The organism is Candidatus Paceibacterota bacterium, from assembly GCA_028711505.1.
In the GTDB taxonomy this organism is placed as follows: domain Bacteria; phylum Patescibacteriota; class Minisyncoccia; order JAHISW01; family Tagabacteraceae; genus JAQTSC01.
Genome location: JAQTSC010000001.1, coordinates 162,018 through 187,319, shown reverse-complemented (window position 1 = coordinate 187,319; position 25,302 = coordinate 162,018). Strand labels below are relative to the sequence as shown.

Below are 25,302 nucleotides of genomic sequence, written 5' to 3'. Positions count from 1 at the left end.
GATTAAGAACCCTTGTGTGTTTGACACAAGTTATTTTTTATGGTAAATTTCTTCTTGGATTTGAAGAATTTTGAAAACAGAAAAAAGGGAGGAAATATAAAAATGGGGATTTACGACAGCGTGATCAATGTGAAATGGGAACCGTTTGTCCAGGCTCTTTCTTCTAGAAAATGGGAAGAAGCCAAAAAGCAAGCGGAAATTCTTGTTAACGAGTCGGTTTTGTCTTCCGAAATGTTTGAAAGCAGGGCTTCTCTTGTTGGCAATTTTGTACTATTGAAGCGTCCTACTTTATCTCAGGGTCTATGCAATCTGCATGTGCAGCTTGCCGGACCTATCATAGAAGGAACGCTTTATTATTTTCGAAAGGAGGAATTTGCCTGGGAATATGTGGAAGCGAAGTTTCCCGGAAAATCCAGGAATTTTCTTGTCAAAAAAATTTCTAGAACTTAAAAAGACTTCAGGGAGGAAAGGGGAAAGAACCATGGAAAATTTTTTTGAAAAGGAAATAAAGGAGTTGGCGAAAAAGATGGGTGATGGTTGGGAAGCGGCAGAGCCGATTGCCAACGAGCTTGAGCGTTTAGGCTGCTTGAGCGCAAATCCCGAGGGTCATTGGACTATAATTGGTTCGGGGGAAATTTTTTGCGGCCCCATGATTCGCGGCGCCGCGTTTTTTTTCGCGCGCAAAGAGGGTGCCTACAAGTACGCTGTTTTTAGAAACATAAACGGCGTATTCCGTCTCAGAAAAATAGCGGAAGAGTATGTTGTTTCTTCTTCAAAAAAGAGGCTTTAGAAAAAACGCATTCAACGCAAACCGCCTGTCCGTCTTATCGGGCTGGCGGTTTTTTTATTTCAAAATTCAGCCGTTTTTGGTAATATTATTTTATGAAAGCAGGCAGGCGTTTTGTTTCTCTTTTGGCTGTTTTGATACTTATTGCCGTTATTTTCCAATTAAGAACTTGGGTTTTTGATAATTTCGTAATCGCGCGAACTACTCCAAAAGAAATCTCCTCTTCGGATTTTAAATTATATCTGACAATGGGCGGGCTGGAGAGAAGCTATTTGGTTCATTTGCCTAAAGATTATAACGGCGGAAGCCCCATACCTCTTGTTTTGATGCTTCATGGAGCCGGCGGAAACGCGGATATCGCCAGAGAAACTACGAAAATGGATGAAGTTTCCGATAAAAACAGATTTATTGTCGTTTATCCGAACGGTACCGGACTTTTTAATAATTATCTTCTTACGTGGAATGCAGGTTATTGCTGTAATTTAGTCAAGCCGTTCGGCGTTGATGACGCGGAATTTCTTGAAGAAATAGTCCGGCAGATGAAAAAAGAATACAAGATAGATTCGCGCCGTATTTATATAGCGGGGATGTCCAATGGGGGAATAATGGCTTATAAAATGGCCTGTGAAGCATCGGATATTTTTGCCGCCGTGTCTTCGGTTTCAGGGTCTATGGATTTGACGATGTGCAAGCCGGCAGAACCGGTGTCAATAATAATTTTTCATGGGCAGGCTGACGATACCATTCCTTTTTACGGAGGATTTGCCACTGACCCTGTTTATAAAATTTTTGGCGTCAATCATCCGGCAGTCATTAAGGCGCTTTCTTTTTGGGTGGGACATAACAGGTGTGTGATTAATCCAAGAAAGACAGAAAACGAATTTTTTAAAATGGAAGAATATGATGGCTGCGACGAAAATTCAGGCGTTGTATTTTATGACGTAAAAAACGGCGGACATAGCTGGCCTGGAGGAGGAAAAGCATGGTTCTTGGGAGAAGATCCCTTGCAGGCAATTTCCGCGTCGGAAATAATATGGGAATTTTTTGAAAATCATCCTAAATATTTTCCGCAGGGAAATTTTACCGCTTTATAATGAGTTTTATTGTCCGGAGCCGTTTTTTTGGGTACAATATAAAGATATCGGAATATAATTGGAATTTATTATTAACCTGTTAAATTATTAAAATTTTAATTTATGGAAAAACAAGCGAAAAATTATTTGTGGCCGGCGATTATTTTGGTTTCTCTTGCCATTGCGTTTTCATCGGTTTTTTACGTGATAACTTATTCTAAATCAATCGCGCCTTCTTCTTACAGAAGTTTTACCGTGAGCGGAGACGGCAAGATAACGACCGTTCCCGACGTGGCGCAATTTACTTTTAGCGTGATCACGGAAGGAGGAATGGATGTGGGCGCGTCTCAAGCGAAAAATACAGAAAAAGTCAACGCGTCGATAGATTTTGTGAAGTCAAATGGTATTGACCCGAAGGATATAAAAACCGAGGGATATAATCTTTCGCCGAGATATCAGTATTCAAATTGCGGAATAATTTATTCCGGTTCTTCCAGTTCAACCTGTCCCCCGCCTGAAATCGTGGGATATACGATAACACAGACAGTCTCGGTAAAAATAAGGGATTTTTCAAAAATAGGAAAAGTGCTTTCCGGTGTTGTTGAAAAAGGAGCTAATTCCGTAAGCCAGCTTTCTTTTACGGTTGACGATCCGACCGTTGTTCGAAACGACGCGAGAGACGAGGCAATCAAAAAAGCCAAGGAAAAAGCGAAATCAATGGCTGAGTCCGCGGGGTTTAAAGTAGGCAAGCTTATTTCCATTTACGAATCGGACGGCTATCCTTATTCTGTCTACGAGAAAGGTATTGGTATAGGAATGGGCGGCGATACGGTTTCCTCGGTTTCAACAATTGAACCGGGTTCGCAGGAAATTAGCGTTAACGTGAGCCTGACGTACGAGATAAAGTAAAATTTGTGGATGGATTTCTCGCGCATTTTCACGAAATAACCTTAAAGAAAAGAAACAGGCCCCTGTTCGAGGCGCGCCTTTTGAATAATCTAAAAAAAGCGTTTGTAAAAAACGGCGGAGTAAGGATAGAAAAGATATCCGGCGGTTTTTTTATTGTTCCAAAAGCAGGTTTTGACGAAGCCGCAGTCAGGGATATCTTGAAAGCGACTCCGGGTATTGCCAATTTTATGCCAGTCTTTCGGGTTAAGCCGGATATGGAAACGATAAAAAAACGGCTTGAAAAGGAAATTGTTGATTTTAATCCCGTAAGTTTTAGAATTTCTTCTATCCGTTCGGATAAAAATTTTCCGTTAACTTCGGAAGGAATAAACAGGGAACTCGGAGAATTCGTAAAACTTAAAACCGGCGCCATTGTTGATTTAAAAAATCCCGGGAAAACAATCAATGTTGAAATGCATAGCGGCAAGGCGATTTTTTATTTTGAAAAATATAAGGGGATCGGCGGATTGCCTGTTGATTCGGGCGGCAAGGCGGTAGCGCTTCTTTCCGGCGGCATAGATTCTCCTGCCGCGTCGTTTATGATGATGAAAAGGGGGTGCCGGGTTGTTTTCGTTCATTTTCACGCCTATCCGTTTTTGAATAGAGCTTCCATTGAGAAGGCGGAAGAGCTTGTAAAAACTCTAGACCGGCATCAGCACGGTTCAAAATTATTTCTCGTTCCTTTCGGTGAAATTCAGAAAAAAATAGTTTTGTCTGCGCCGGAAAAATATCGCGTAGTAATATATCGCAGGCTTATGATGGGAATTGCTTCGCAAATCGCCGAAAAAGAAAAAGCCGGAGCCTTGATAACCGGAGAGAGTTTGGGGCAAGTAGCCTCTCAAACCATGGAAAATATGTCGGTAGTTTCCAGGGCTTCCGGTTTTCAAATATTAAGACCTCTTATAGGAATGGATAAAGAAGAGATTATTGATTTGGCGAAAAAAATAGGGACTTATGAGATTTCCATAATTCCCGACCAAGATTGCTGCCAGCTTTTTACGCCGCGCCATCCGGCGACAAAGGCAAGACTGAGTGAAATTGAAAAAGCCGAGGAAAATTTTGATGTGAAAAAAATGATTTTGGAAGCGATTGAGGCGGCGGAAACCAAGGAGTATAATTAAAGTATTATAAAATTAGCAAAAAATATCATGAATTTTGAAAAAATGCCGAAACCGGTCCCCGGTTATTTGGAACAATTGAAGCAGGGAAGAAAAGTGGTATTAATGGAAGAAGAAAAGAAAAAAATTTTAGAGAAAAAAGGAGCGGAAGCTTTGAAAGAAGAAGAAAAAAGAATGAAAACGGCCCAGGCCAGAGTTAATGACCCGGAAACGAGAAAAGCGTACGGGATGAAATAATAAAATTAAAAATGAAAAAACAAACAATAATAAGAACGATTTATCTTTATTTGTTTTCGCTTGTCGGGCTTACGCTTATGGTCATTGCGGGAGTGAGGTTTATAAACATGGGGCTTAAGGCGTTTGTCTTTACCGGCGCCGATGACCAGCAGAGAGTCAGTTCAAAAATATTGCCTGTGTATGCGCCTGTTGAAAATTTAGAAAAAGCCGCGGCTGGAGAGCAGCTCACGGAAACCGAAAGGGCGGAAATGCAAAGAATTATCGCTGATTATAAAATTTGGAAAGAACAATCCGATAAAGTTGATCCGGTATCAAGCCAGCGCCAGCGGGATGCTTCTATAAATTTGGCGATGATAATAGTAGGTCTGCCTTTGTATCTTTATCATTGGGCAGTGATAAGAAAAGAGGCGAAGAATATAGAGGTTTAAAAAAATATCCCGACTTCGTGTCGGGGTATTTTTATATGTTTTATGTCCCTTCTTTTTTTGCCGGTTCGCTTATATTCTGCTTGAGATTTTGGTATTATTAAAAAATGTTAGAAGGTTTTGTAATGGGCGCGATTCAGGGTATTGCCGAATGGCTGCCTTTAAGTTCGGACGGGCTGGTATCTCTTGCCGGAGTGAATTTTTTCGGTAAAAATTATACGGCCGCTTATTCAATGGCGGTTTTTCTGCATATAGGCACTTTTTTCGCGGCTTTGATTTATTTGAGAAAAGACGTCTTTTCTATTTTTAAAAAGGAGAACAGACAAATTTTTAATTTTCTTTTTTTAAGCACGTTGTTTACGGGAGTCGTGTCGGTCCCGCTCGTTATTTTCGCCGAAAAGTATTTTGCAGATGTTTCTTCCGGCGTTGTTTCCGGAGCCGTAGGAATATTTCTTATAATTACTGGGCTCGCGCTGTTTAGGAAAAAAGAATCAGAATTCAGAGAAGTGAAAGATGTAAACTTTAAAGATGGAGTTATTGCCGGAATTCTTCAAGGTTTTTCTTCTCTTCCTGGTCTTTCCCGTTCCGGGCTTACAATTGCCTCGCTTCTTTTCCGCCGCTTTAACGATACCGATGCTCTAAAATTGAGTTTTCTTATGAGCCTTCCCGCCGTCTTTTGCGCCAACGTCTTTTTTTTCATTTCCGGCCGCGGTATTGAAATAGGAATTTCCGGAATCACGGGTGTTCTGACATCTTTCGTTTTCGGGCTTTTAACAATGGGTTTTTTATTCCGGCTTTCAAAAAAGATAAATTTTGGCTGGTTTGCCGTGAGTTTCGGTTTTTTGGTGCTTCTTTCGGCTTTTTCTCAAATCGTTTTTTAGTGTTATAATAAAAATAAGTTAATCTTTTTCATATGATAAAAGACGAATTTGTTAAACAAAATTATTTTTCTCGTATTTTCAGTTTTTATTTCGCGCCTACATGGAGGTCTGCTCTTACTATTTTGTACCTGCTTTTCTTTTCGTACTTCGCTGTTTTTTACGCGGGCAATCTTTGGCTTGCCTTGAAGTTCATATGGCATACCATAATAAATTCCGGTTCTCTTTTGGGACTTTCTTATCTTCTTTGGGGAGTCGTGTTTTTGATAACGCTTATCGTTCCTTTTTCCATAAGTTTGTATTCAATACTTCTTTTTTACGAAATATGGCGCAAAGATTGGTCCAGAAACGAAAAAATTCTCAGCATTTTGATGATAATAATTCTTGTGCCGTTTGTTATAGTAATGATGGATGATATTGTCAGAATCGCCGCTTCGCAGGGCGTTTTAAGAAGTTTTGTGTTAGAAAACAATTTAAATGTCGCCGGTTATTAAATTTTATTTTATTTATGAATTTATCGAGCCCTGCTTTTGAAAATAGTTCCGACATTCCGGTAAAATACACTTGCGACGGTGAAAATGTCAGCCCTCCTCTCTTGGTAAGCGACATCCCTGAAGGAGCGGAAAGTTTGGTTTTGATAATGGATGATCCTGACGCCACGTCGGGCCGCACTTTTGACCATTGGATAGTTTTCAATATTTCCGATGAAATCGAAGAAATTCAAGAATACAGCGTTCCCGAAGGCGCGCTGCAGGGGAGAAACGATTTTGGCAGAAATGAATATGGAGGTCCTTGCCCTCCGGCAGGAGCGAAAAAACACAGGTATATGTTTAAGCTTTATGCCCTTGACGGATATTTGGATTTGCCTTCGGGTATAGATAAAAAAACTTTGGAACAAACAATGGAACCTCGCGTTTTGGACCAAGCGACACTTGTGGGCCTTTATGGAAGAAAATAGGCAAGAAACTTCTTAAGGGAGTTTCTTGTTAAAAAAGTATGATGAATTTAAATCTTAAGGCGACAAATTTTGAGTTGGAAGAAAAAACCCGCGATTTCGTAGAAAAAAAAGCGGGAATAATGGTTGAAAAATTTTCCAAAAAAACAGGGGTTGACTGGAGAGTTGAAATTGAAATAGAAAGAGTTAAAAAACACAGCAAGGGAGATGTTTTTAGGGCTGAAATGCAAATAATTTTTCCGGGAGCGGCAAAGGGAATCAGGGCTGAGGGAAACGGTGCAACATGGCGCCAAGCGATAGACAAAGCCAACCAAAGGGCGCGCAGAGAAATACGTGATTTCAAGGAAAAAAAATTAAAATCGTAATTTCTTCTTTTTTTGTGGATAACTCCTCCCGCCCAGGGGGGAGTTTTGTTGTAGAATGGAGTAAATGACAATTACTAATTTAATTTTTTAACAAAATGAGTCAAAAAACATATTTGATGGTCTTGCCCATTGTGGCTTTGTTTGTGGGCCTTTTCGGCGGTTATTATTATGGTGAATATAAGGGTTTTTCAGCGGGCGTGGTTTCCGGCAAGGAAACCGGACGTTCCGAACTTTTGGCCGAGCAGAAGAAAGCGCAAGACGATGAATTATCAAAGGTTGTGGAAGAAGCCAATGTTTTTAATGACATAGAAAATGCGGCCAATCCTTTTAAAGACGCTTATAAAAATCCTTTCGCTCAATAAAATATGAGAAAAATTATTTTAATCGCGATTTTGCTTTTTGCGGGGTTTGTCGTTTCGGCGCAAAACCCCTTGGAAATTTCTTATCCGATTGCCGAGCTTGGCAGCTGCAATTCGCAAGAAGAATGCAAAATTTATTGCGATAATCCAGCCAATCAAATTTCTTGCATTGAGTGGGGCAAAAGCCGGGGAGTTTTTTCAGCGATGGAAGCCAAAAGGATGGAGGATATGGCGCAGATGGAAAATAAGCCCGAGGACCCTGTTGCCGGACCGGGTGGATGCACCACTCCGAAATCTTGCGATATGTATTGCCGGTCTTTGGAGAATCTTGACGAGTGCCTTAATTACGGAGTTCAAAACGGATACACTTCCGCGGAAGAGGCGGACAAGATAAGAGAAAAAGCGGCAAAGGGAGGGCCTGGCGGATGTCAGTCAAGAGAAAATTGCGACAGTTATTGTAAAAATCGCGATAATATAGAAGAATGTATGAAATTTGTGGTTGATGAAGGAAAAATTTCCCAGGAAGAAGCAGATTTTATGATTAAAATCGCGAAGGGAGATATTGGTAAGCCGAAAGGGCCGGAAATTGACGAACAGAAAGCGATGGAAATTCTTGAAGCGGCAGGGTCGGGTCCCGGAGGGTGTAAAAATCCCGAAGAGTGCAAAGCGTATTGCGACGATACGAGCCGTATGGAAGAGTGCATGAATTTTGCGGTGGAGCATGGACTTATGCCGCGAGAAGAAGCTGAAAAAGCGCAGAAGATGATGAGCATTGGCGGTCCCGGAGGATGTAAAAACACGGAAGAATGCGACGCGTTTTGCAGTAAAGAAGAAAATAGGGAAACTTGTTTCAATTTTTCAAAAGAAAGCGGACTTCTTTCTCCTGAAGAAGCGATAATGATGGAAAAACAGATGAGTATTATCGGTAAAATGGGAGAGCAGCCCGGACCAGGAGGATGCAGGTCAATTGAAGAATGCAGCAATTATTGCGGCGATCCGGCGCGGATTGAGGAGTGCGCGAATTTCGCGGCCGATACCGGGATGATGAGCAAAGACAGAGTTCAAGGCATGATGCAGCAGATGGACCAAGCTCAAAGAATGCAGCAATTTTTTATGATGCAGCCTCAAGAAAGCATGATGCCTCAAGAAGGAATGATGCCCCCTATGTCTCCCGGCGAAGGAGGTATGATGCCACAGCCACAGCAGGGAGACATAATATACGGTCCTCCTGGCGGAGAGTCAGGGCAATATCCTGACTTTAATGGCGAGCAAGCGCAGATGATGCCTCGGCAAGAAATTCAATTTCCGGAAAGAGGAGATATGGGAATGCCTCCTGGAGATGAAAATTACAGGACGCAAGAAGGAGGTAATTATATGCCTATGGATGACAGCGGACAGGGAGTAGGATATGTTCCGCCTTCTGTCAATTACCAGCAATTGCCCCCGGGAGAAATGAGGCCTCCAGTAGAACAAATGCCTGCGGGAGAACAATACGTTCCCACAGTGGAAGTTCCTCATATTGAAGTAGAGATAGTTCCGCCGAGTGTTGAACCAGCGCCGAGCGCGGAATCGCTTCCAACTTCTTATGAAGCGGCGCCGTCTGTTTTAGGAATTATCTTGTGGCCGTTTATTCAGATTTTCGGCAATTAGGAAATTCGGGATTGTTTTTGTAGAATTCTTTAAAAGAAATTTCGTTTTTGCCTTCGGGTTTGACTCGCTTAATATCAAGCGAGTCATTCTTTATTTCGGCGTCAGCTATTATTATTCTTTTTCCGTTATAAAAAGTGTAAGCTCCGGGCCAAGGAGTATATGCCCGTATTTTTCTAAAAATTGCTTCTGCTGGCTCGCTCCAGTTTATTTCACCGTCTTCTTTTTTAATGAGTTTGGTGTAAGTGGCTTGTGAGTGGTCTTGCGGTTGCGGAGTTATTTTGTCATTTAGCCATTTCGGAATTGTTTCCGTCAGAATTTTTCCTCCAAACTCCGCAAGCTCTTGTTCCAGTTCTGAAAATCTTAAATTGGCAATCGGAAATTCCAATTTTTGTTTGGCCAAAATTGGACCCTCGTCCATTTTTTCGTCCATAAGCATAATGGTTACTCCGGTTTCTTTTTCACCCGATAAAATTGCTCCTTGAATAGGCGACGCGCCGCGGAGCTTGGGAAGAAGCGAAGGATGGACATTTAACGTGCCTTTTCGGGGGACATCGAGAATTTCTTTCGGGAGAATTTTTCCGTAAGAGGCTACTACAAAAAGGTCGGGATTCATTTCCGAAAGCTTTATCGCTATTTCGGGGTCTTTTTTAAGAGAGGACGGTTCAATATGATTTATGCAGTTTTTTTCCGCCCAAGCTTTTGCGGGAGAGGGAGCCATTTTCATTCCGCGTCCTTTTGGCTTGTCCGGAGCGGTAATTATAAGTGCCGGCAAAAAACAGGCGTTTTTCATCGCCTCAAGAATTTTTACCGAGAATTCCGGCGTGCCGAAGAATACGATTCTGGCTTTGTCCATATTTTTTAGAAGATATCCATTAGTTTTTTCCCTTATAATCAAGGCTAGTAAATAAATAATACATGATATTCATAAAACTGGCGATATTATGTATAATAAGTGAAATCACTTCGCGCGTAATCGAGTTATCGGAAATTATATTTTTTTGACACTTACATGGAAAATAAAAAAACAACAAGAGCTCTTCAATGGATAGTTGATATTTTAGAAAACAGTGATATTCCTTATCAAATCGAGGGTGGTTTAGCGGCGATATGTTATGGATCAACGCGTGAGTTAGCTGATATTGATATTTTTATTCCAAATTCTGGTTTTGCTAAAATCGCTGAAGCTGTAAAAGAATATAGTCAGTTTGGCCCCGATTATCATGTGGGTTCGCACTGGAAGTTAATTTATCAAATTTTAAATTATCATGGGCAACAAATTGAACTTTGTGATGCAGATAGTGCCGAATATTTGAACACAAAAAATAATGTTTGGATAAAAAGAGACATCGATTTTAATAAAGCCGAATGTATCTCAGAATTTGGAATAAAAATAAAAGTGATACCAATGTTTGATTTGATTGAATATAAGGGTAGGCTAGGCAGAGATATTGACCAAATTGATATAGAACAGATTGACAAACCCGTGTCAAAAAATTATAACACCAAATAAATCCTTTATATTCGAAACCACTTTGCATATAAAGGATTTATTTGCGCGTATTTTATTTTTTATATTTTTGCAGGTTCTCGGCTTTATCTATAAAAAGCACGCCGTCCAAGTGGTCTATTTCATGCTGAATCGCCTGGGCAAAAAAGCCGGAAGCTCCGCGTTCAAATTTTTCCCCGTTTTCGTCATACGCTTCCACTTTTATCTTTTCGGCGCGGTCCACAACCCCCATAAGATTCGGGGCGCTGAGACAGGATTCAGGAACAGATTTTTTCTTTTGGGACTCTTTGATTATTTTCGGGTTTATGAAGACTATGTTTTGTCCTTCAAATTCTTTTTTCTCTTTTTCCGAATTAAGCGCCCATTTCGAGATAAGAAAAATACGCCGGCTTTCTCCTATCTGAGGAGCGGCAACAGCAACAGCTTCTTCGTTTTCGGCAACGGCTTCAGCCATCTTTTTTAGTATAGCTTTAATTTTTTTGCTTTTTATCTCGGAAACAGGAACATTCTTCGCTTTTTCACGGAGCACTTTTTCGCCTTTTTGATAGATTTTGATTTTTTCGTTTCCTGTTTCTTCCATACCTGTATTATAGGGAATTTTAAATATTTTTGAATGACGGGCCTTTTCGGGTTTTTGGAAAAGAAGAAGGGCTTTATTTGAACGTATTCCAAGAGTACCATTTTAAATAAGATGGAAATTAAATTATTTGCCGCTACAAAAGCCTTTATTATTTATAACGGGAAGGTGTTATTGCTAAAAGAATCCGCAAAATACAAGGACGGGGCAAATGCGGGAAAATTTGACGTGGCAGGCGGCCGGGTTAAGCCAGGAAAAAGATTTGACGAAAATTTAATCCGTGAAATTAAGGAAGAGACGGGACTTAGCGTTAGAATTGGCCGACCATTTTTTGTTAATGAATGGAGGCCTGTTGTAAGGGAAGAGCAGTGGCAAATTATCGGGACTTTTTTTGAATGTTTTGCCGGCTCGGACAAGGTAATATTAAGCGAAGACCATGAAGAATATATTTGGATTGACCCGAAAGAATATAAAAAATACGGGCTTATTGATGATTTAGTCTTGGCTTTTGAAAATTATCTTGGTAAATAATTTTTGTCTTGAGTTTTCTTACAGCAAACTTTCCGGGTCGACGTCTATTTTCCATTCTCGGGGCAGAGAAGACAGAATTTCAAAAAGTTTTTGCTCTTGGTCGGGCCACTTGCCCGGCTCTATTTTAAGAAGCGTGAAAAACCGGTAGAAGTTTTTTATTTTCGGTGTAAACGCGGAAAAGCTTGTCGGATTGTAATCTTCCAGTTTCTTTTCAAGAGAGGTTATTTCTTTCTGCGCCGTGTTTTTGTCTCTGCCTTCAAGAATTATTTTTATAAGAGTTTTGAACGGCGGGTATCCAAAATTTTTTCGCGAATCCAGCTCAAAACGATAAAAGCCGGAAGCGTCTCCTTTTATAACGTTTTCAAAAATCGGATTTTCCGGCATCCTTGTCTGGATAATAAAAGTTTTTCTGGCGCGGGTTTTCAAGAGGAATAGAAGCCGGAAAATTCTTTCGTTTATCCTGAAATCCGGCAAAGAAAGCATGCTGTCAACGGATACGATTCCGATATTGTCCGTTTCCTCGCCCCAGAAAGAGAAAAGCATTTCCGTGGCTATTAAGACCGCGGAGGGCGAATCTTCGTATTTTTTCATAATTTCCCGACCCTGTTTTTTTGTTTTTGCCGAATCGGCGTCCAGCCTCAAAATTTTTAAATTATGGAATTTTTCTTTTAGTTCTTCTTCCGCCGCCTGTATGCCCCAGCCTAAAGTTTTCATTCTCCAGCTTCCGCAGTCAGGGCATCTTTCAAAGACGGGAGTTTTGTTGAAGCATTTGTGGCACAAGAATTCATTCCCCGAAGTTTTATGAAGGGTAAGCGGCGTTTCGCATCTTGGGCAGACCATTATTTTTCCGCAGTCTTCACATATCGTCTGCAATCCGAAACCTCGCCTGTTTATGAAAAGTATGGTTTTTTGATTATTTGTTGACGCTTCTTCAACCATTTTTATTATCTTTTCGCTCAGGACGGTTTTCTGTTTTTTAGCGTCAACAAGCGTTTGCTCGGCGGTGGATGTTATTTTTTCTTGAACCGGAGCTGCCGCCGTAATTTTTCCCGCGAAGATTTTATAATGAATTTCCGCGCTGGGTATCTCGTCGGCAAAAATTATTTTCGCTTCGTTCCGCCGCGCCAGATTTTCCGCTGCTTTTTTGAAATTTAAAAAAGGCCTTCGCGGTTTTTTATACGCGAAAGAACCCTCGTTTTCTATTATGAAAGTTTTTATATCTTTTCTGGCAACAGAAAGGAAAAGCGGGGTTGCCGTGATAAATACAGGGTGAGATTCTTCCATAACTTTAGCCCAGTTTTTTTTCAGGTCCCTTTTTAAAGTCTTTGCCGTGAAGATGAATGAAAACTGTTCTATTCCTTTTTCAATTTCTTTAAACAAACGCATTGCCTCGGCGGAAGTGGGGAGGCATAAAAATATTGAATTTCCTCTGGCGAATTCAGACCTTATCAGGTTTTTATAGAAAATTATTCTATTCGGAAGAGGTGACTGAAGCGATAAAAGTCCGGGCAATTCTTTTGAGCGCAATCTTTTTTTTAGAAGCGATTCCTGCAAAAAGGCATCTTTTACCGCCGGCGGATTTTCAAGAATAGCCTGCGGACAAAGTTCTTTTACAACATTGCCCGCGGCAGAGAGAAAATAATCGGCCGTGTCCTTTGCCGCTTCAATAAATTCTTCGGTAAAAAAACCATCAGCTTTTACTGATGAAATCTTTTTTAGGGGATAAGAATAATTTTTTATTCTGGACTTGGCGTCTTTTATGCTTTCGGAAGAGAGAACAAGGCAAGGAGTTTCTTTTTTTCTTATTTCGGCGGAAACTATCGAGCCTTTTTTTATGTCTTTTTGTGAAAAGTAAAAAAGTTCTTTGGCTGCGCCTTTTGTGATTGGCACAATTTTAACCAGGTTTAAGCTCATTACTCCAAAGATATTTTTATAAGAGAACCGTCGTCTATTATGTAGACGTTTTTTTCGCTTCCAAGCAGGGCAAAATCCGGTTCTTTGCCTTTGTATAGAGGGTAAATAAGGCGACCTCCTCTTCCGTCTATTTCAAGGGCGTAAATTCCGTTGCCCACGGCTATCGTTGCCACATCCGGTCTCCCCGGAAAGAAATCCGCGTTCCTCAGTTTCAAGAAGCTTTTGAATATCTTTATGGGAGATTCGCATTTTTCCTCGCAAATATATTGCGGAGGGGTCGAGTTTTTCTCCAGCCATTCCACAAAAACCTCGTTTGTTTCAGGATTCCATGAAATTTTTTCCTGTCCTCTTCTCGCGGTTTTCTCGTAATCGGATTTTTCCGGAAGAACGTCCGTCTGCGTCGCGGACACGCTGTTTTTTGAAAAATCAAAATCGGCTTTTATATTTCCCTTTTCCGTTTTAAAGGAAACGCTTCCGTTTTCAAAAGATACGCCGGAGATTTCTTTTTTAAAGGACAAGAGATATTTTGAAGATGAATTGAGGGGGGTGAGAAAAACATTATTTTCCGGCAGATAGAAAAGCAAATCAAAAACTCCGTTTTTTTCTTCTTTCAGCGCAATTATTTTTTCCGATGGGGAAGACCAGATGCGCGAGAATTTTCCTTTTAAGATAAATTCTCCCTGTGGATTTTCTTTTACCATTATCGCTCTTGCTTCTATAACCATGCCCGGCTTGACTTCTATCGTCTTCGCCCAAGGCCAGTAGCCTTCTTTGGCAATAAGTATCGAATATTTTTTGGGTTCAATATTCGACATAAGCAAATCGCGGTTTAAGAAACTGGTTGTCTTTTCTTTCTTTAAGTTTATATATATGTCGGAATTTTCAATCGGTGTGTTTATGTAGAGTCCTCCTTTGCGCGTTATTTTGTAATTTTTGTCCAGCATGTACCCTTGGCTATAAAATACGACGGCAAGGGACACAAACAGAAAAACACCTGTCGATATAAGAAAAAACACCCTTCTTTTTCTGCGAGTCATCATATTTATTATATTTGCAAAAAAACGCCTAAAAGTCTAGGATAAAATAGCAAAGGCGAAATTAAAAGCACAGAAGCAGGTGTTTTTTAAACTAATATTTAATTTTGAATTTAATCGGTTGGAATGAACTCTTTTTTGATTAAAGGGCTTGGAAAAAAGAAGAAACTTGAAGGAACTCTCCGCGTCAACGGAGCTAAAAATGCCGTCCTTAAGGCTCAAGCCGCGTCCGTTCTTTTTAAGGAAGAAGTTGTTTTAAAGAACGTTCCTTTTATAGAAGATTTTTTGCAGATGAATTGCCTGCTTGGCAGTTTGGGCGTTGAAGTCTTTCATGAAGAGGGCAGGACTTTTCGTTATAAAATTTCTTCCGGCATAAAGCCCGAAATGGATCTGAAAATCGCGACGCTTCTCCGTTCCTCTGTCGTATTAACCGGACCGATTCTGGCGCGCGAAGGCAGGGTTTTTTTCCCGCATCCCGGCGGGTGCGTTATCGGGAAGAGACCGATAGATGTTTTCTTGGACTCTTTCAAAGAGATGGGCGCTGGTGTCATTGAAGAAACAAATTTTTATCGGATAGAAGCTAAAAAATTAAAAGGCGCGGATATTTTTTTTAAGCTTCCCAGTGTTACGGCGACCGAAACTTTGATGATGGCCGCTGTTCTGGCTTACGGGAAGACAATTTTGAGAAACGTGGCGTGCGAACCGGAAATAGCGGTCCTCGCTAATTTTTTAAATGCCAGCGGCGCCGACATAAAAGGAGCGGGAACCAATACGATCGAAATAAACGGAAGATCGGGCAAACTTTTGGAAAAAGGAGTTTTTGAAACTCCGCCAGACAGGGTGGAGGCGGGCAGCTTTGCGGTTATCGCGTCAATTTTGGGAAAAAATTTAAGAATATCCGATTGCGACCCTTCTCACATGCGAGCCGAACTTTCCGCCTTAAAAGAAACAGGGGTTGATATTAAAATAGGCAAAGATTATCTTTTAATCAGCGCTCCGAAACGGCTTACGGCCGTTGATATAAAAACTCATGAATACCCTGGTTTTTCAACGGATATGCAAGCGCCTTTTTCCGTGCTTTTAACGCAAGCAGAAGGCAAAAGCATGGTTTTTGAAACGGTATTTGACGGCCGCCTGAATTATTTAAACGATTTGGAAAGAATGGGAGCGAAGATTATTATCTGCGACCCCCACAGGGCGATAATTGAAGGTCCGACAAAATTAAGGGGAAGAAAAATGGAAAGCCCTGATTTGAGAGCCGGGCTGGCTTTTCTTACCGCGGCGCTTGCCGCGGAAGGAGAATCGGAAATAAGCAATATCTATAATATAGACAGGGGATATGAAAAAATAGAGGAACGCCTTTCAAACATTGGCGCGACAATAAAACGCATTTAACTTTTATGTTTTTTGCCAGAAAACTTGGAATAGATTTGGGGACAGCGAATACTTTGGTTTTTGTGTATGGCAAAGGCATTGTTTTAAACGAACCGTCCGTTGTCGCCATATCCGTTCCTGACAATAAAATTCTTGCCGTAGGCGATGACGCCAAAGACATGGTCGGGAAAACTCCCGATACGATAATGACTTATCGTCCGCTTAAAGACGGGGTTATCGCCGATTATCGCGCGACAGAAGCGATGCTTAAATATTATATCGGAAAATCCATCGGGAAATTTAACATTTTTAAACCGGAAGTAATGATATCCGTTCCTGCCGGAATAACGTCAACCGAAAAAAGGGCGGTAGTCGAGGCGGCGGTAAAAGCAGGGGCGCGTTCGGCTTATGTAGTGAAAGAACCGATACTCGCTGCCATTGGCGCCGGAGTTCCCATACACGAAGCTTGCGGTCATATGATAGTTGATATAGGAGGAGGGACTACCGATGCCGCCGTTATAAGCTTGGGCGGTATCGTTTTTTCCACTTCGGTAAAAGTTGCCGGCAATAAACTTGACCAAGCCATTATTAATTATGTTAAGAAAGCTTTTAATTTGGCTATAGGCGAAAAAACGGCCGAGGAGATAAAGATAGCGGTAGGTTCGGCTGTCATGGTTGACGACGAGCTTAAATGCACCGTTAAAGGAAGAGATTTTTTGACCGGTCTTCCTCGCAGCGCAGAAGTTTCCACGAATGAGGTTGTAAAAGCGATTGAGTTTGAACTTAAAGAAATAATAAAGGCGATAAAACATGTTCTTCAGGAAACTCCGCCGGAACTTTCTTCGGATATTATTGATTTGGGAATTTTGATGAGCGGAGGGGTTTCGCTTTTGAGAAATATCGACGAACTTGTTTTTCGTTCTACCGGGGTCAGGGCGGAGGTTGCCGAAGATTCTTTGCTTTGTGTCGCCAAAGGCACTGGCGTGGCTTTGGAGCATTTGGACGCGTACAAGAGAAGCATCGTGGCAAAAAGGTAATTTTTTATTTTCTTGTTTTTAATCCGCAATGGGAGTTTTATATCCGCTTTGTTTGAGGAAAAACAAATTTGGTTTGACAGATTTTTTTAGTCGGCTATAATAATAACCGCTATTAAGTTTTTTAAAAAGTAATGTTGAAATAAAAGTTAACAGTCGCGACCCGGGTTTGAAGTTCTTTCTATAAAAATTTATCGAGCCCGGATCGCGGCTGTTATGGGGGATTAGAACTGACGAAGGCGAATCCGGATCGACCTTTTATCCGCGCGCATACGCGGACGTTATCCGTTATAATCAATATCCCATGCAGCAGCGTTGGACGGGTTCGTTTAGAACCCGTCTTTTTTTTCTCCGGCAGGGTTTGTTTTTGTTTCTTTAGCAGGTAATAATATAGAAAATGGACTTCAAACACGGATACCTTTTTACCGGCGACAAAAAAACGGCTTTAAACAAGGCGATTGCCGCAGCTTCGGAAATTTTAGGAAAAACGCGGGATAGTATAAATTCCGATCCCGATTTTTTCCTTCTTGAAACAGCCACCCTTTCAATAGACCATAGCCGACTTTTAAGAACATGGTCTTCTCAAAAATCTTTTTCGGGGAAGGGCAGGGTATTTGTGGTAATGGCCGATTTCTTTACGAAGGAATCTTCCGACGCTCTGCTTAAAACTTTTGAAGAGCCGGCGGCGGATAGCCGTTTTTTTCTCATTACCGGCTCAAAAGAAAATATACCCGGTACTCTTAGGTCAAGGCTTTTCCCGGAAGATTTTGAAATACCCGCTTCCTCATTGGCAGAAAACAAGGAATTTATTTTGGAATTTTTGAATTCAACGATTGACAAGCGGCTGGAAATTTTAAAACCGTTTATATCGGATAAACAGAAAGCGGTATCTTTTCTCGGAGGAATTGTGGAGGTTTTGAACGGTGATTTTTTAAAGGGCGCGGTTATAAACGCGGAGATTGCGGAGGAAACCGCGAAGTGCCGAGAAATGCTCCTTTCCCCTGGCGCTTATCCGAAAATGGTTTTGGAACATTTGGCATATTTTTTACCGAAAACAAAATGAGGTTTGATTTTTAAGATTATGTTTTTAAAACTTTTCAATCCGGGGATTTGTTTGATATAATAAAAACATATCCCGTAATAAACATTCTCGCGTGCTTTCCCTGACGCGTGGCGGGAAAAGGAATTAACGGACATCGATTATCATTTAAATTACTGCATTATCGTTTTTTAAATGCGATAGTGCATTACGAAGAATGCCTTACGATTTCACAAAATTTAAAAAGAAAGCGGTGGATACAGAGGAGTGGTTTAAGAATGAAATTTTTCTTATACGTACCGGCCGCGCCACCCCCGCGTTGATAGAAAACGTGAAAGTTGATTATTATGGCGCTAAAAATCCGCTGAAGGGAGTTGCTTCCATAGCGGTTGAGGACGCCAGGACTTTGCTTGTAAAGCCGTGGGACAGCGATTCTGTTTTACCGGTTGAACAAGCGATAAGAGCTTCCGGTTTGGGAGCTCAGGCTATTACCGAAAAAGGAACGATCCGAGTCATTTTTCCCGATCTTACCGCGGAAAGAAGAACAGCTCTCTTGAAACTTGTTTCGGAAAAACTTGAGGAAGCGAGAATTTCGATGAGAAGGGAAAGGGACGATGTTTTAAAAGACATAAAAGAGAAAGAAAAAGAGAAAGAATTTAGCGAAGACGATAAGTTTCGTTTTAAAGACGAACTCCAAAAAATATTTGACGAGTGTTCCGAAAGACTTGAAGAGATGGCGGAAAAAAAGAAAGATGAAATAAAAAATTAACGCGGATTTATGGAAATTATATTATTTATAGCCGCTTTGGCGATATTGGTTTTGTCCCATGAACTGGGACATTTCCTTTTTGCAAGAATTTTCGGCGCTAAAGTCGAGGAGTTCGGGTTTGGTTTTCCTCCTCGCCTTTTCGGTTTTAAAAAAGGAGAAACGGTTTATTCGGTAAATGCCGTTCCTTTGGGAGGTTTCGTAAAAATTTTAGGCGAGGATTCTTCCGCCAAAGAGCCCGGAAGTTTTGGCGCGAGACCTGTGTACGCCAAAGCGGCGATTTTAGCCGCCGGAGTTTTTTTCAATCTGCTTTTGGCTTGGATGCTTTTTTCCGCCGTAAACGCCGCCGGCGCGCCGACGATTGTTGAAGACGGAACACCGGGAAGCAGCATAACTGTTCTGGAAGTTCAAAAAGGAACGCCGGCTGAAAAAGCGGGCATCGCGCCCGGCGACAGTTTATTGAATTTTTATTACGAAGGCAGACTTTTTAAACCGCAAAGAATTTCGGAAGTTCAAAATTTTATCGCGGACCATAAAGGCGAGGAAATAGGAGTGGAATACGCCAGGGGAAATGAAATTTACAAAGTTTTTGCCGTTCCGGATCAAAATCCGGAAGGCGGCCGCGGCGCTTTGGGAATAGCGATGGGGAATATAGCGATAGTTCCAATGCCTTTTTACAAGGCGATGTCGGAAGGTTTTAAGGAAACTGTTTTTATTATTTCCGCCACGGCTAAAGCTCTAGGAAGTATGGTTTTGCAGCTTGTAAAAGGAGAGGGGGCGGAAGTTCAGGTTATGGGGCCTGTCGGTATAGCAGGTTTGGTGGGCGCGGCTTCTCAAACAGGATTTGCATATCTTCTTCAGCTTTTAGGACTTCTTTCAATAAATCTCGCTATAATAAATTTTGTGCCGTTTCCTGCGCTCGACGGAGGCAGATTGCTTTTTTTGGTGATAGAAACAATAAAACGTTCTCCTATCCCGCAAAAAGTTGTTTCCGTTTCAAACGGGCTCGGTTTCGCGATTCTTATCGGGCTTATGGTTTTGGTTACTTACCGCGATATCGCGCAATTATTTTAGATTAATAAGCCGTTTTGTTTTTGAAGAAAAGCTTTTAGCCGGGCTTTTCTTTTTTCCATTTCTGCCATATTATTTAATCAATGAATCCCGCTAGAGATTCAAAATTTTATGTTTCTAACGGGCGAAATGGATATTGATAATTATTGGTTTAATGTCCCGCCAAAGCGGGAATATTTCTAACGGGATGAAATTATCTCAACTTTTCACCAAAGCATTGAAAGAAGCGCCTTCGGACGAGACAGCGGTAAATGCCCGGCTTTTAATCAGGGCGGGTTTTGTTTCAAAAGTGTCCGCGGGAGTTTACGAATTTTTGCCTTTGGGATTGCGTGTTCTAAATAAGATTAACAAGATAATTCGTGAAGAAATTGACGCCATAGGCGGACAAGAACTTTTAATGTCTGTATTTCAGGACAAAGAAACATGGGAAGCTTCGGGAAGATGGAAAGAAGCGAAAGAAGTGATGTACCAATTTAAAGATGGAAGCGGAAAAGAATACGGGCTCGGTTTTACTCACGAAGAACCGATAACGCTTACGGCGAGAAAATTCATTCAATCGTATAAAGATTTGCCTAAGGCTGTTTATCAGATACAGACAAAATTCAGAAACGAAGCGCGCGCTAAATCCGGGCTTTTGCGAGGCAGAGAATTTTTAATGAAAGATTTATACAGCTTTCATGCCGATGAAAAAGAATTGGACGAATATTATGAAAAAGCGGCCGCGGCGTATGAAAAAATTTTTGAACGCGTCGGCGTTAAAGCGATAAGAACATTCGCTTCAGGAGGACTTTTTTCAAAATATTCCGATGAATTTCAGGTTTTGGCGGATGTGGGCGAAGACACAATTTATGTAAACGAGAAAGAAGGAAGAGCTGTAAATAAAGAAGTCTATAACGAGGAAACACTTAAAGATCTGGGCTGGGAGGAAGGAAAGCTTTTGGAAAAACAGGCGATTGAGGTAGGAAATATTTTTAAGCTTGGAACTAAGTTTTCCGAGCCTTTAAAGCTTTTTTACTCCGATGAAAACGGGGCGAAAAAGCCTGTCATCATGGCTTCTTACGGTATCGGACCAAGCCGGCTCGTTGCCACCGTTGTGGAAGTGTCCCATGACGAAAAAGGCATAATCTGGCCGGAATCCGTGGCGCCGTTTAAGGCCATTATTGTCGAGATAAATCCCGATTCTGAAGAAAAAATCCGAAAAGCGGCTGAAAAAATTTACGAGGATTTACAGAAAAAAGGCATTGAAGTACTATATGATGACAGAAAAGACAAAAGCCCCGGAGAAAAATTTTCAGATGCCGATTTATTCGGTATTCCGTGGAGGATAGTAGTGAGTGAAAAAACGGAAAAAACGGGGAAGGCGGAGATAAAAAAGAGAAATGAAAAAGAAGCGAAAATGATAAATAAAGAAGAATTGTTCGCTTGGGAGTAAAATTTGGATTTTTTCGTTTAAACATGTTCAACAAATTTTTCGGTTTATTTTCTCATGATATCGGCATAGATCTTGGTACAGCCACGACTCTTGTTTATGTGGGAGGCAAGGGAATAGTCATCAATCAGCCGTCCGTTGTCGCCATTAACCAAAAAACCGGACAGGTTGTGGCAATTGGAAATGAAGCGAAAAAAATGATTGGCCGAACGCCCGGACACATAATTGCCGTCAAGCCTCTTGTTGAAGGCGTTGTTTCCGATTTTGAAATAACCGAAGAAATGATTTCTTATTTTATTAAAAGCGTGCACAAAGATTCCCTTAAGCATTTTGCCAGACCCCGTGTTGTTGTCGGCGTTCCTTCCAAAATAACCGAAGTCGAAAGGCGCGCGGTGTATGACGCGGCAAAAGGCGCGGGCGCGCGCAAAGTCTATCTTGTTGAAGAACCATTATCGGCGGCAATCGGCATAAGGCTTCCCATAAGAGAACCGGTTGGAAATATGGTTATAGATATCGGCGGCGGAACAACGGATATCGTAATTATCTCGCTTGGCGGCATCGTTGTTTCAAAAAATTTAAGGATAGCAGGCGATAGATTAAATCAGGACATTATTAATTATGCCAGGGATGAATTTAAACTTCTTTTGGGAGAAAGAACCGCGGAGGATATAAAAATAGCCATAGGTTCGGCAATTCCTCTCGGAGAAACCGTCGAGGCTACAGTGAGGGGAAGGGATCTGATAACAGGTCTTCCAAAAGAAGCGATAATCACCGATGGCGATGTCCGTGACGCTATTTCAAAATCCCTTTCGGCTTTATCAAAAGCGGTAAAAGATGTGATTGAACTTTCTCCTCCGGAATTACTTTCCGATATAATGCATAGAGGAATATATCTTGTCGGCGGAGGCGCTTACTTGAGAGGGCTTCCGGAATTTATAGAAGCGGAAGTTAAAATTCCCGTTCATCTTGCCGAAGATGCCGTCACTGCGGTAGTGCGCGGCGCCGGAATAATTCTTGAAGATATCGAGTCCATGAAAGATATTTTTATAGACCAGGACGAAGAAAATGTATCTCCACCATCCAACTAAAAAAAAGAATAAATATCCGTTAATTTTCGTCGGCGCTTTGATTGCGCTTTTTTTGACGCTTATCGCGGTAAAGGGCAGTTTTCCTCAAGCTACTTCTTCCGTGGCAAAAACTTTTTTGTCGGTTTTCAAACCTGTTTTTTCGGCGAAAAATAAAATCTTTTCGACAACAGGGCGATTTTTTTCCGGTTTTGGCGATAACGCCGCTCTCAAAAAGGAAAATGAATTTTTAAAAGAAAAAACCAAAGAACTTGAATCAAAAAATATTATTGCCGAAGAGATTTTTAAAGAAAATAAAATTTTGAACGAAGTTTTGAATCACGTCAGCCCCGACAGTAAAATGGCGGCCGCGTTGATTTTGGAACGTCCCGGGTACGGTATTTATGACAGCCTTATAATAGATTCGGGCGCGGATAACGGAATAAAGGAGGGAAATATGGTAACCGCTTTTGGGAACGTGCTTTTGGGCCGGACGTTTGACGTCGCGAGCGGCATAAGCAAGGTGAGATTGATTTCTTATCCCGGAGAAGAAATCAATGTTTCCGTTGGGGGTCGTTTCGCGGCATCCGCAAAAGGCGTCGGCGGCGTCAATATGGAAATTAATATTCCCAAAAATATAGAAGTATTTATTGGAGATAACGTATTTTTTTCCGGCATCCCGCGTTTATTTTTAGGGGTTGTTGAAAGCATAGACAGAGAACCGGCGGGTCCGTTTCAAAAAATTCTTTTTCGCCTTCCCGTGAATTTGAATGAAATTAATCATGTTTTTATCTTGATAGAATGAAAAAAAGAATTTTTTCTTTGCTTGTTATGATTGCTGCGCTGTTTTTTCTGCCGCTTGAAGCATGCGGAATTCTTTTTGTTTTGGCGGTTTCTTTTTCATTTCTTTTCTATGAAGGTATTCTTGTCGGATTTTTGGCGGATTTCATTTATATTCAACCCGGAGTTTTTTCAAGGATAAGTTTCGGGTTTTTCGCTTTGGTTTTCGCGGCCGCTTTTTTTTCGATTAAATTTACGACTAAAATTTTCAACGGCAGAAGTTTTTTGTCAAAAATGCCGGCAATTTTAGCCGGGCTGGCCATTTTTTCGGCAGCTTACTTTTTTCTTAAGTTTTTTTAAGATGGGATTTTTTACGAAAAAAACCAAATATACTTTTTCGTCCATAAGCCCTGACGAAATTTTTTTGGACTCGGAGAACCGGGCCGATTTTGATTCCGCTCAATTTGAAGGAAGAATGGAAAAACCGATAGGCTCGCGGGCATTCCTTTTTTTGCTTTTTTCCTTTCTTTTTGTCGGTACTTTTCTGTTTTTTAGAACCGGTTATTTGCAGGTGGCGAGAGGGGAGGATTACCGCGAAAGGGCCGAAAACAATCGCTTAAGACTTTCGTCTATATTGCCGGAAAGAGGCCTTATTTATGACAGAAAAGGAGAACTTTTGGCGTGGAACGATACGGCCTTTTCGCTTGTTCTCCGGAAAGAAATTTTTGAAGAAGAAAACAATGGTCAGTCGCTTTCGGATTTTTTCGAGTTTCTTTCGAAAGAAGGCGGCGAAGAAGCGAATGAGCCCGATAAAAAAGAAATACTTGAAAAAACTTTTTCCTTGGCGAAAAAAGAAAATAAAGATCTCACTGTCGCTGTTTTTAAAGATTGGGAAGATGTAAACGAAATTTATCAAGAATGGCGGCATCTGCCTTTGTCTATAGAACCGCTTTCTTTGAGAGCTTACAAAAACGCGCCGGGATTGTCCCATGTCATCGGTTATATAGGATATCCGTCAAAAGACGATATTGAAAATTTTTCTTCGGCGGCGGTTTACGAAAGCATGGTGGGCAAGGCCGGAGTTGAAAAAAGTTATGAAAATATTTTAAGAGGAACGCCGGGGTTCAAAATCACTGAAGTTAACTCTGTAAATGAAATAAAATCAGAAAGCATAAAAAATCCTTCTTCTTCCGGCAGCGACATCAAGCTTACAATAGACGCGAGAATCCAATCCAAAATGTATGAGACTTTGGGGTCGCTGGTGGAGAGCAGGGGATTTAAAGGCGGCGCGGGAGTTATGGTTGATGTTAAAAACGGCGAGATTATCGCTCTTGCGAGTTATCCGGAATATAGTTCCGGAGTTTTGAGCTCCGGCTGGCCGAAAGAAACGATAAAATCTTATTTTATCGACGAGAAAAAACCATTTTTAAACAGGGCAATTTCCGGTCAGTATGCTCCGGGGTCAATAATAAAACCTTTTGTTGCTTTAGCCGCTTTGAATGAAAAAATTATAAGCCCGGAGAAAAAAATTTTTAGTTCCGGAAGCATTTCCATACCCAACCCATATAGTCCAGAAAACCCGAGTATATTTTATGACTGGAAAGCTCATGGCTGGGTTGATATGAGAAGAGCGCTAGCGGTATCTTCAAACGTGTATTTTTATTCCATTGGAGGAGGTTTTGGGGATGTTGTCGGTCTTGGCATTCAGAAAATAGGAGAATACGTCAAAATGTTTGGTTTGGGGCAAAAAACAGAAATAGCGCTTGAAGGAGAATCTTCGGGCGTTGTTCCCAGCTCGGAATCAAAAAATGATTCTTCTGGAGGTGAATGGAGAATAGGAGATACTTATAACGCCAGCATAGGGCAGGGGAATTTTCAGGCAACTCCGCTTCAGATGGCGCTGGCGGTCGCGGCTTTGTCTAACGATGGAGAAATGGCAAAGCCGAAATTACTTATTGATGATAAAAATGCGGAAATAAAAAAGATCGATATTTCAAAGAATTCTTTCCGTATAGTGAAAGAGGGGATGAGGGAATGCGCGCTTTCCGGCACTGCTCAGGCGCTTGGCAGCCTTTCCGTGGAGATGGCGGCAAAAACAGGCACAGCGGAACTTGGCTCGGGAAAGTTCGTTAATTCATGGTCCATGTCTTTTTGGCCTTACCAAAATCCGAAATACGCGATGGTTATAGTTCTTGAAAAAGGAAGCGCGTCCAACTTGGTGGGCGGCGTTTTTGCCGCGCGGCAGATCGTTGAATGGATGGAGACGAATGCCGAGGAATATGTTTTGGAATAAAGACGGGATTGACGATAATTTTACAAACCCTATACTTTTTAAATAGCAGATATAAATTAAAATCGAGTCGCTGTTAACAAATAAATAATTTTAA

Annotated in this window: 29 protein-coding genes; 25 read left to right on the top strand and 4 right to left on the bottom strand. The window is 41.2% G+C overall.

Annotated features, from left to right (window positions below):
* The first annotated feature begins 39 nt into the window (after positions 1-39).
* The 13 genes from PHC85_00920 (at position 40) to PHC85_00860 (ending at position 8,795) form a co-directional block, all read left to right on the top strand.
* Positions 40-450, top strand: coding sequence for a hypothetical protein (locus PHC85_00920; GenBank protein ID MDD5032670.1), 411 nt, complete (start codon positions 40-42; stop codon positions 448-450).
* A 31-nt stretch (positions 451-481) separates the two neighbouring features.
* Positions 482-790, top strand: a complete 309-nt coding sequence (locus PHC85_00915; protein ID MDD5032669.1) for a hypothetical protein — start codon at positions 482-484, stop codon at positions 788-790.
* A 92-nt stretch (positions 791-882) separates the two neighbouring features.
* Entirely contained in the window at positions 883-1,881 is a 999-nt protein-coding gene (locus PHC85_00910) for a PHB depolymerase family esterase (GenBank protein MDD5032668.1), read from the top strand.
* A gap of 102 nt (positions 1,882-1,983) precedes the next feature.
* Complete coding sequence (locus PHC85_00905) at positions 1,984-2,769, top strand: SIMPL domain-containing protein (protein MDD5032667.1); 786 nt, start codon at positions 1,984-1,986, stop codon at positions 2,767-2,769.
* 5 nt (positions 2,770-2,774) lie between these two features.
* A complete protein-coding gene (gene thiI, locus PHC85_00900) occupies positions 2,775-3,929 on the top strand; it encodes a tRNA 4-thiouridine(8) synthase ThiI (protein ID MDD5032666.1) in 1,155 nt (384 codons plus the stop codon).
* Between the two features lie 27 nt (positions 3,930-3,956).
* Positions 3,957-4,163 (top strand): hypothetical protein, encoded by a 207-nt coding sequence (locus tag PHC85_00895; GenBank protein MDD5032665.1) that lies wholly within the window; start codon positions 3,957-3,959, stop codon positions 4,161-4,163.
* 11 nt (positions 4,164-4,174) lie between these two features.
* Positions 4,175-4,591: a hypothetical protein gene (locus PHC85_00890; protein ID MDD5032664.1), complete on the top strand. Its 417-nt coding sequence runs from the start codon at positions 4,175-4,177 to the stop codon at positions 4,589-4,591.
* A gap of 104 nt (positions 4,592-4,695) precedes the next feature.
* Positions 4,696-5,469, top strand: a complete 774-nt coding sequence (locus PHC85_00885) for an undecaprenyl-diphosphate phosphatase (protein MDD5032663.1) — start codon at positions 4,696-4,698, stop codon at positions 5,467-5,469.
* Between the two features lie 32 nt (positions 5,470-5,501).
* Positions 5,502-5,960: a hypothetical protein gene (locus PHC85_00880; protein MDD5032662.1), complete on the top strand. Its 459-nt coding sequence runs from the start codon at positions 5,502-5,504 to the stop codon at positions 5,958-5,960.
* Positions 5,961-5,974: 14 nt separating this feature from the next.
* Positions 5,975-6,424: a YbhB/YbcL family Raf kinase inhibitor-like protein gene (locus PHC85_00875; GenBank protein ID MDD5032661.1), complete on the top strand. Its 450-nt coding sequence runs from the start codon at positions 5,975-5,977 to the stop codon at positions 6,422-6,424.
* 38 nt (positions 6,425-6,462) lie between these two features.
* Complete coding sequence (locus PHC85_00870) at positions 6,463-6,786, top strand: HPF/RaiA family ribosome-associated protein (GenBank protein MDD5032660.1); 324 nt, start codon at positions 6,463-6,465, stop codon at positions 6,784-6,786.
* 95 nt (positions 6,787-6,881) lie between these two features.
* On the top strand, positions 6,882-7,148 hold the full coding sequence (locus PHC85_00865; GenBank protein ID MDD5032659.1) for a hypothetical protein: 267 nt from the start codon (positions 6,882-6,884) through the stop codon (positions 7,146-7,148).
* Positions 7,149-7,151: 3 nt separating this feature from the next.
* Complete coding sequence (locus PHC85_00860) at positions 7,152-8,795, top strand: hypothetical protein (GenBank protein ID MDD5032658.1); 1,644 nt, start codon at positions 7,152-7,154, stop codon at positions 8,793-8,795.
* Here PHC85_00860 and fmt read toward each other — a convergent pair.
* Positions 8,773-9,648 carry a methionyl-tRNA formyltransferase gene (gene fmt, locus PHC85_00855; protein ID MDD5032657.1) on the bottom strand — a complete coding sequence of 292 codons (876 nt, stop codon included), beginning with the start codon at positions 9,646-9,648 and terminating at the stop codon, positions 8,773-8,775. The genes PHC85_00860 and fmt overlap by 23 nt on opposite strands.
* A gap of 156 nt (positions 9,649-9,804) precedes the next feature.
* On the opposite strand from fmt, the gene PHC85_00850 reads away from it, so the two are divergent.
* On the top strand, positions 9,805-10,305 hold the full coding sequence (locus tag PHC85_00850; GenBank protein MDD5032656.1) for a hypothetical protein: 501 nt from the start codon (positions 9,805-9,807) through the stop codon (positions 10,303-10,305).
* Between the two features lie 52 nt (positions 10,306-10,357).
* Here the strand turns inward: PHC85_00850 and def are convergent, their stop codons facing one another.
* The gene (gene def, locus PHC85_00845; protein MDD5032655.1) at positions 10,358-10,882 is read right to left on the bottom strand and encodes a peptide deformylase; all 525 of its coding nucleotides are present in this window, start codon (positions 10,880-10,882) and stop codon (positions 10,358-10,360) included.
* 111 nt (positions 10,883-10,993) lie between these two features.
* Here def and PHC85_00840 point away from each other — a divergent pair, with 111 nt between their 5' ends.
* Positions 10,994-11,410, top strand: a complete 417-nt coding sequence (locus tag PHC85_00840; GenBank protein ID MDD5032654.1) for an NUDIX domain-containing protein — start codon at positions 10,994-10,996, stop codon at positions 11,408-11,410.
* An 18-nt stretch (positions 11,411-11,428) separates the two neighbouring features.
* Here the strand turns inward: PHC85_00840 and priA are convergent, their stop codons facing one another.
* Complete coding sequence (gene priA / locus PHC85_00835; protein ID MDD5032653.1) at positions 11,429-13,324, bottom strand: primosomal protein N'; 1,896 nt, start codon at positions 13,322-13,324, stop codon at positions 11,429-11,431.
* Positions 13,324-14,268 carry a hypothetical protein gene (locus PHC85_00830; protein MDD5032652.1) on the bottom strand — a complete coding sequence of 315 codons (945 nt, stop codon included), beginning with the start codon at positions 14,266-14,268 and terminating at the stop codon, positions 13,324-13,326. The genes priA and PHC85_00830 overlap by 1 nt, the downstream gene beginning before the upstream one ends.
* A gap of 216 nt (positions 14,269-14,484) precedes the next feature.
* Here PHC85_00830 and murA point away from each other — a divergent pair, with 216 nt between their 5' ends.
* The 10 genes from murA to mrdA all read left to right on the top strand — a co-directional run bounded on the left by murA (position 14,485) and on the right by mrdA (position 25,208).
* Complete coding sequence (gene murA, locus PHC85_00825) at positions 14,485-15,753, top strand: UDP-N-acetylglucosamine 1-carboxyvinyltransferase (protein ID MDD5032651.1); 1,269 nt, start codon at positions 14,485-14,487, stop codon at positions 15,751-15,753.
* Positions 15,754-15,758: 5 nt separating this feature from the next.
* On the top strand, positions 15,759-16,769 hold the full coding sequence (locus PHC85_00820) for a rod shape-determining protein (GenBank protein MDD5032650.1): 1,011 nt from the start codon (positions 15,759-15,761) through the stop codon (positions 16,767-16,769).
* A gap of 394 nt (positions 16,770-17,163) precedes the next feature.
* Complete coding sequence (locus PHC85_00815) at positions 17,164-17,829, top strand: hypothetical protein (GenBank protein ID MDD5032649.1); 666 nt, start codon at positions 17,164-17,166, stop codon at positions 17,827-17,829.
* Between the two features lie 193 nt (positions 17,830-18,022).
* A complete protein-coding gene (gene frr / locus PHC85_00810; protein MDD5032648.1) occupies positions 18,023-18,574 on the top strand; it encodes a ribosome recycling factor in 552 nt (183 codons plus the stop codon).
* Between the two features lie 9 nt (positions 18,575-18,583).
* The gene (locus PHC85_00805) at positions 18,584-19,645 is read left to right on the top strand and encodes a site-2 protease family protein (protein ID MDD5032647.1); all 1,062 of its coding nucleotides are present in this window, start codon (positions 18,584-18,586) and stop codon (positions 19,643-19,645) included.
* Positions 19,646-19,829: 184 nt separating this feature from the next.
* A complete protein-coding gene (locus PHC85_00800; protein ID MDD5032646.1) occupies positions 19,830-21,074 on the top strand; it encodes a His/Gly/Thr/Pro-type tRNA ligase C-terminal domain-containing protein in 1,245 nt (414 codons plus the stop codon).
* A 23-nt stretch (positions 21,075-21,097) separates the two neighbouring features.
* Positions 21,098-22,159: a rod shape-determining protein gene (locus PHC85_00795; protein MDD5032645.1), complete on the top strand. Its 1,062-nt coding sequence runs from the start codon at positions 21,098-21,100 to the stop codon at positions 22,157-22,159.
* Between the two features lie 52 nt (positions 22,160-22,211).
* Complete coding sequence (locus PHC85_00790; protein ID MDD5032644.1) at positions 22,212-22,940, top strand: rod shape-determining protein MreC; 729 nt, start codon at positions 22,212-22,214, stop codon at positions 22,938-22,940.
* Positions 22,937-23,275, top strand: a complete 339-nt coding sequence (locus tag PHC85_00785) for a hypothetical protein (GenBank protein ID MDD5032643.1) — start codon at positions 22,937-22,939, stop codon at positions 23,273-23,275. Before PHC85_00790 ends, PHC85_00785 begins: the two co-directional genes overlap by 4 nt.
* A 1-nt stretch (position 23,276) precedes the next feature.
* Positions 23,277-25,208 (top strand): penicillin-binding protein 2, encoded by a 1,932-nt coding sequence (mrdA, locus tag PHC85_00780; GenBank protein MDD5032642.1) that lies wholly within the window; start codon positions 23,277-23,279, stop codon positions 25,206-25,208.
* Positions 25,209-25,302 lie beyond the last annotated feature (94 nt).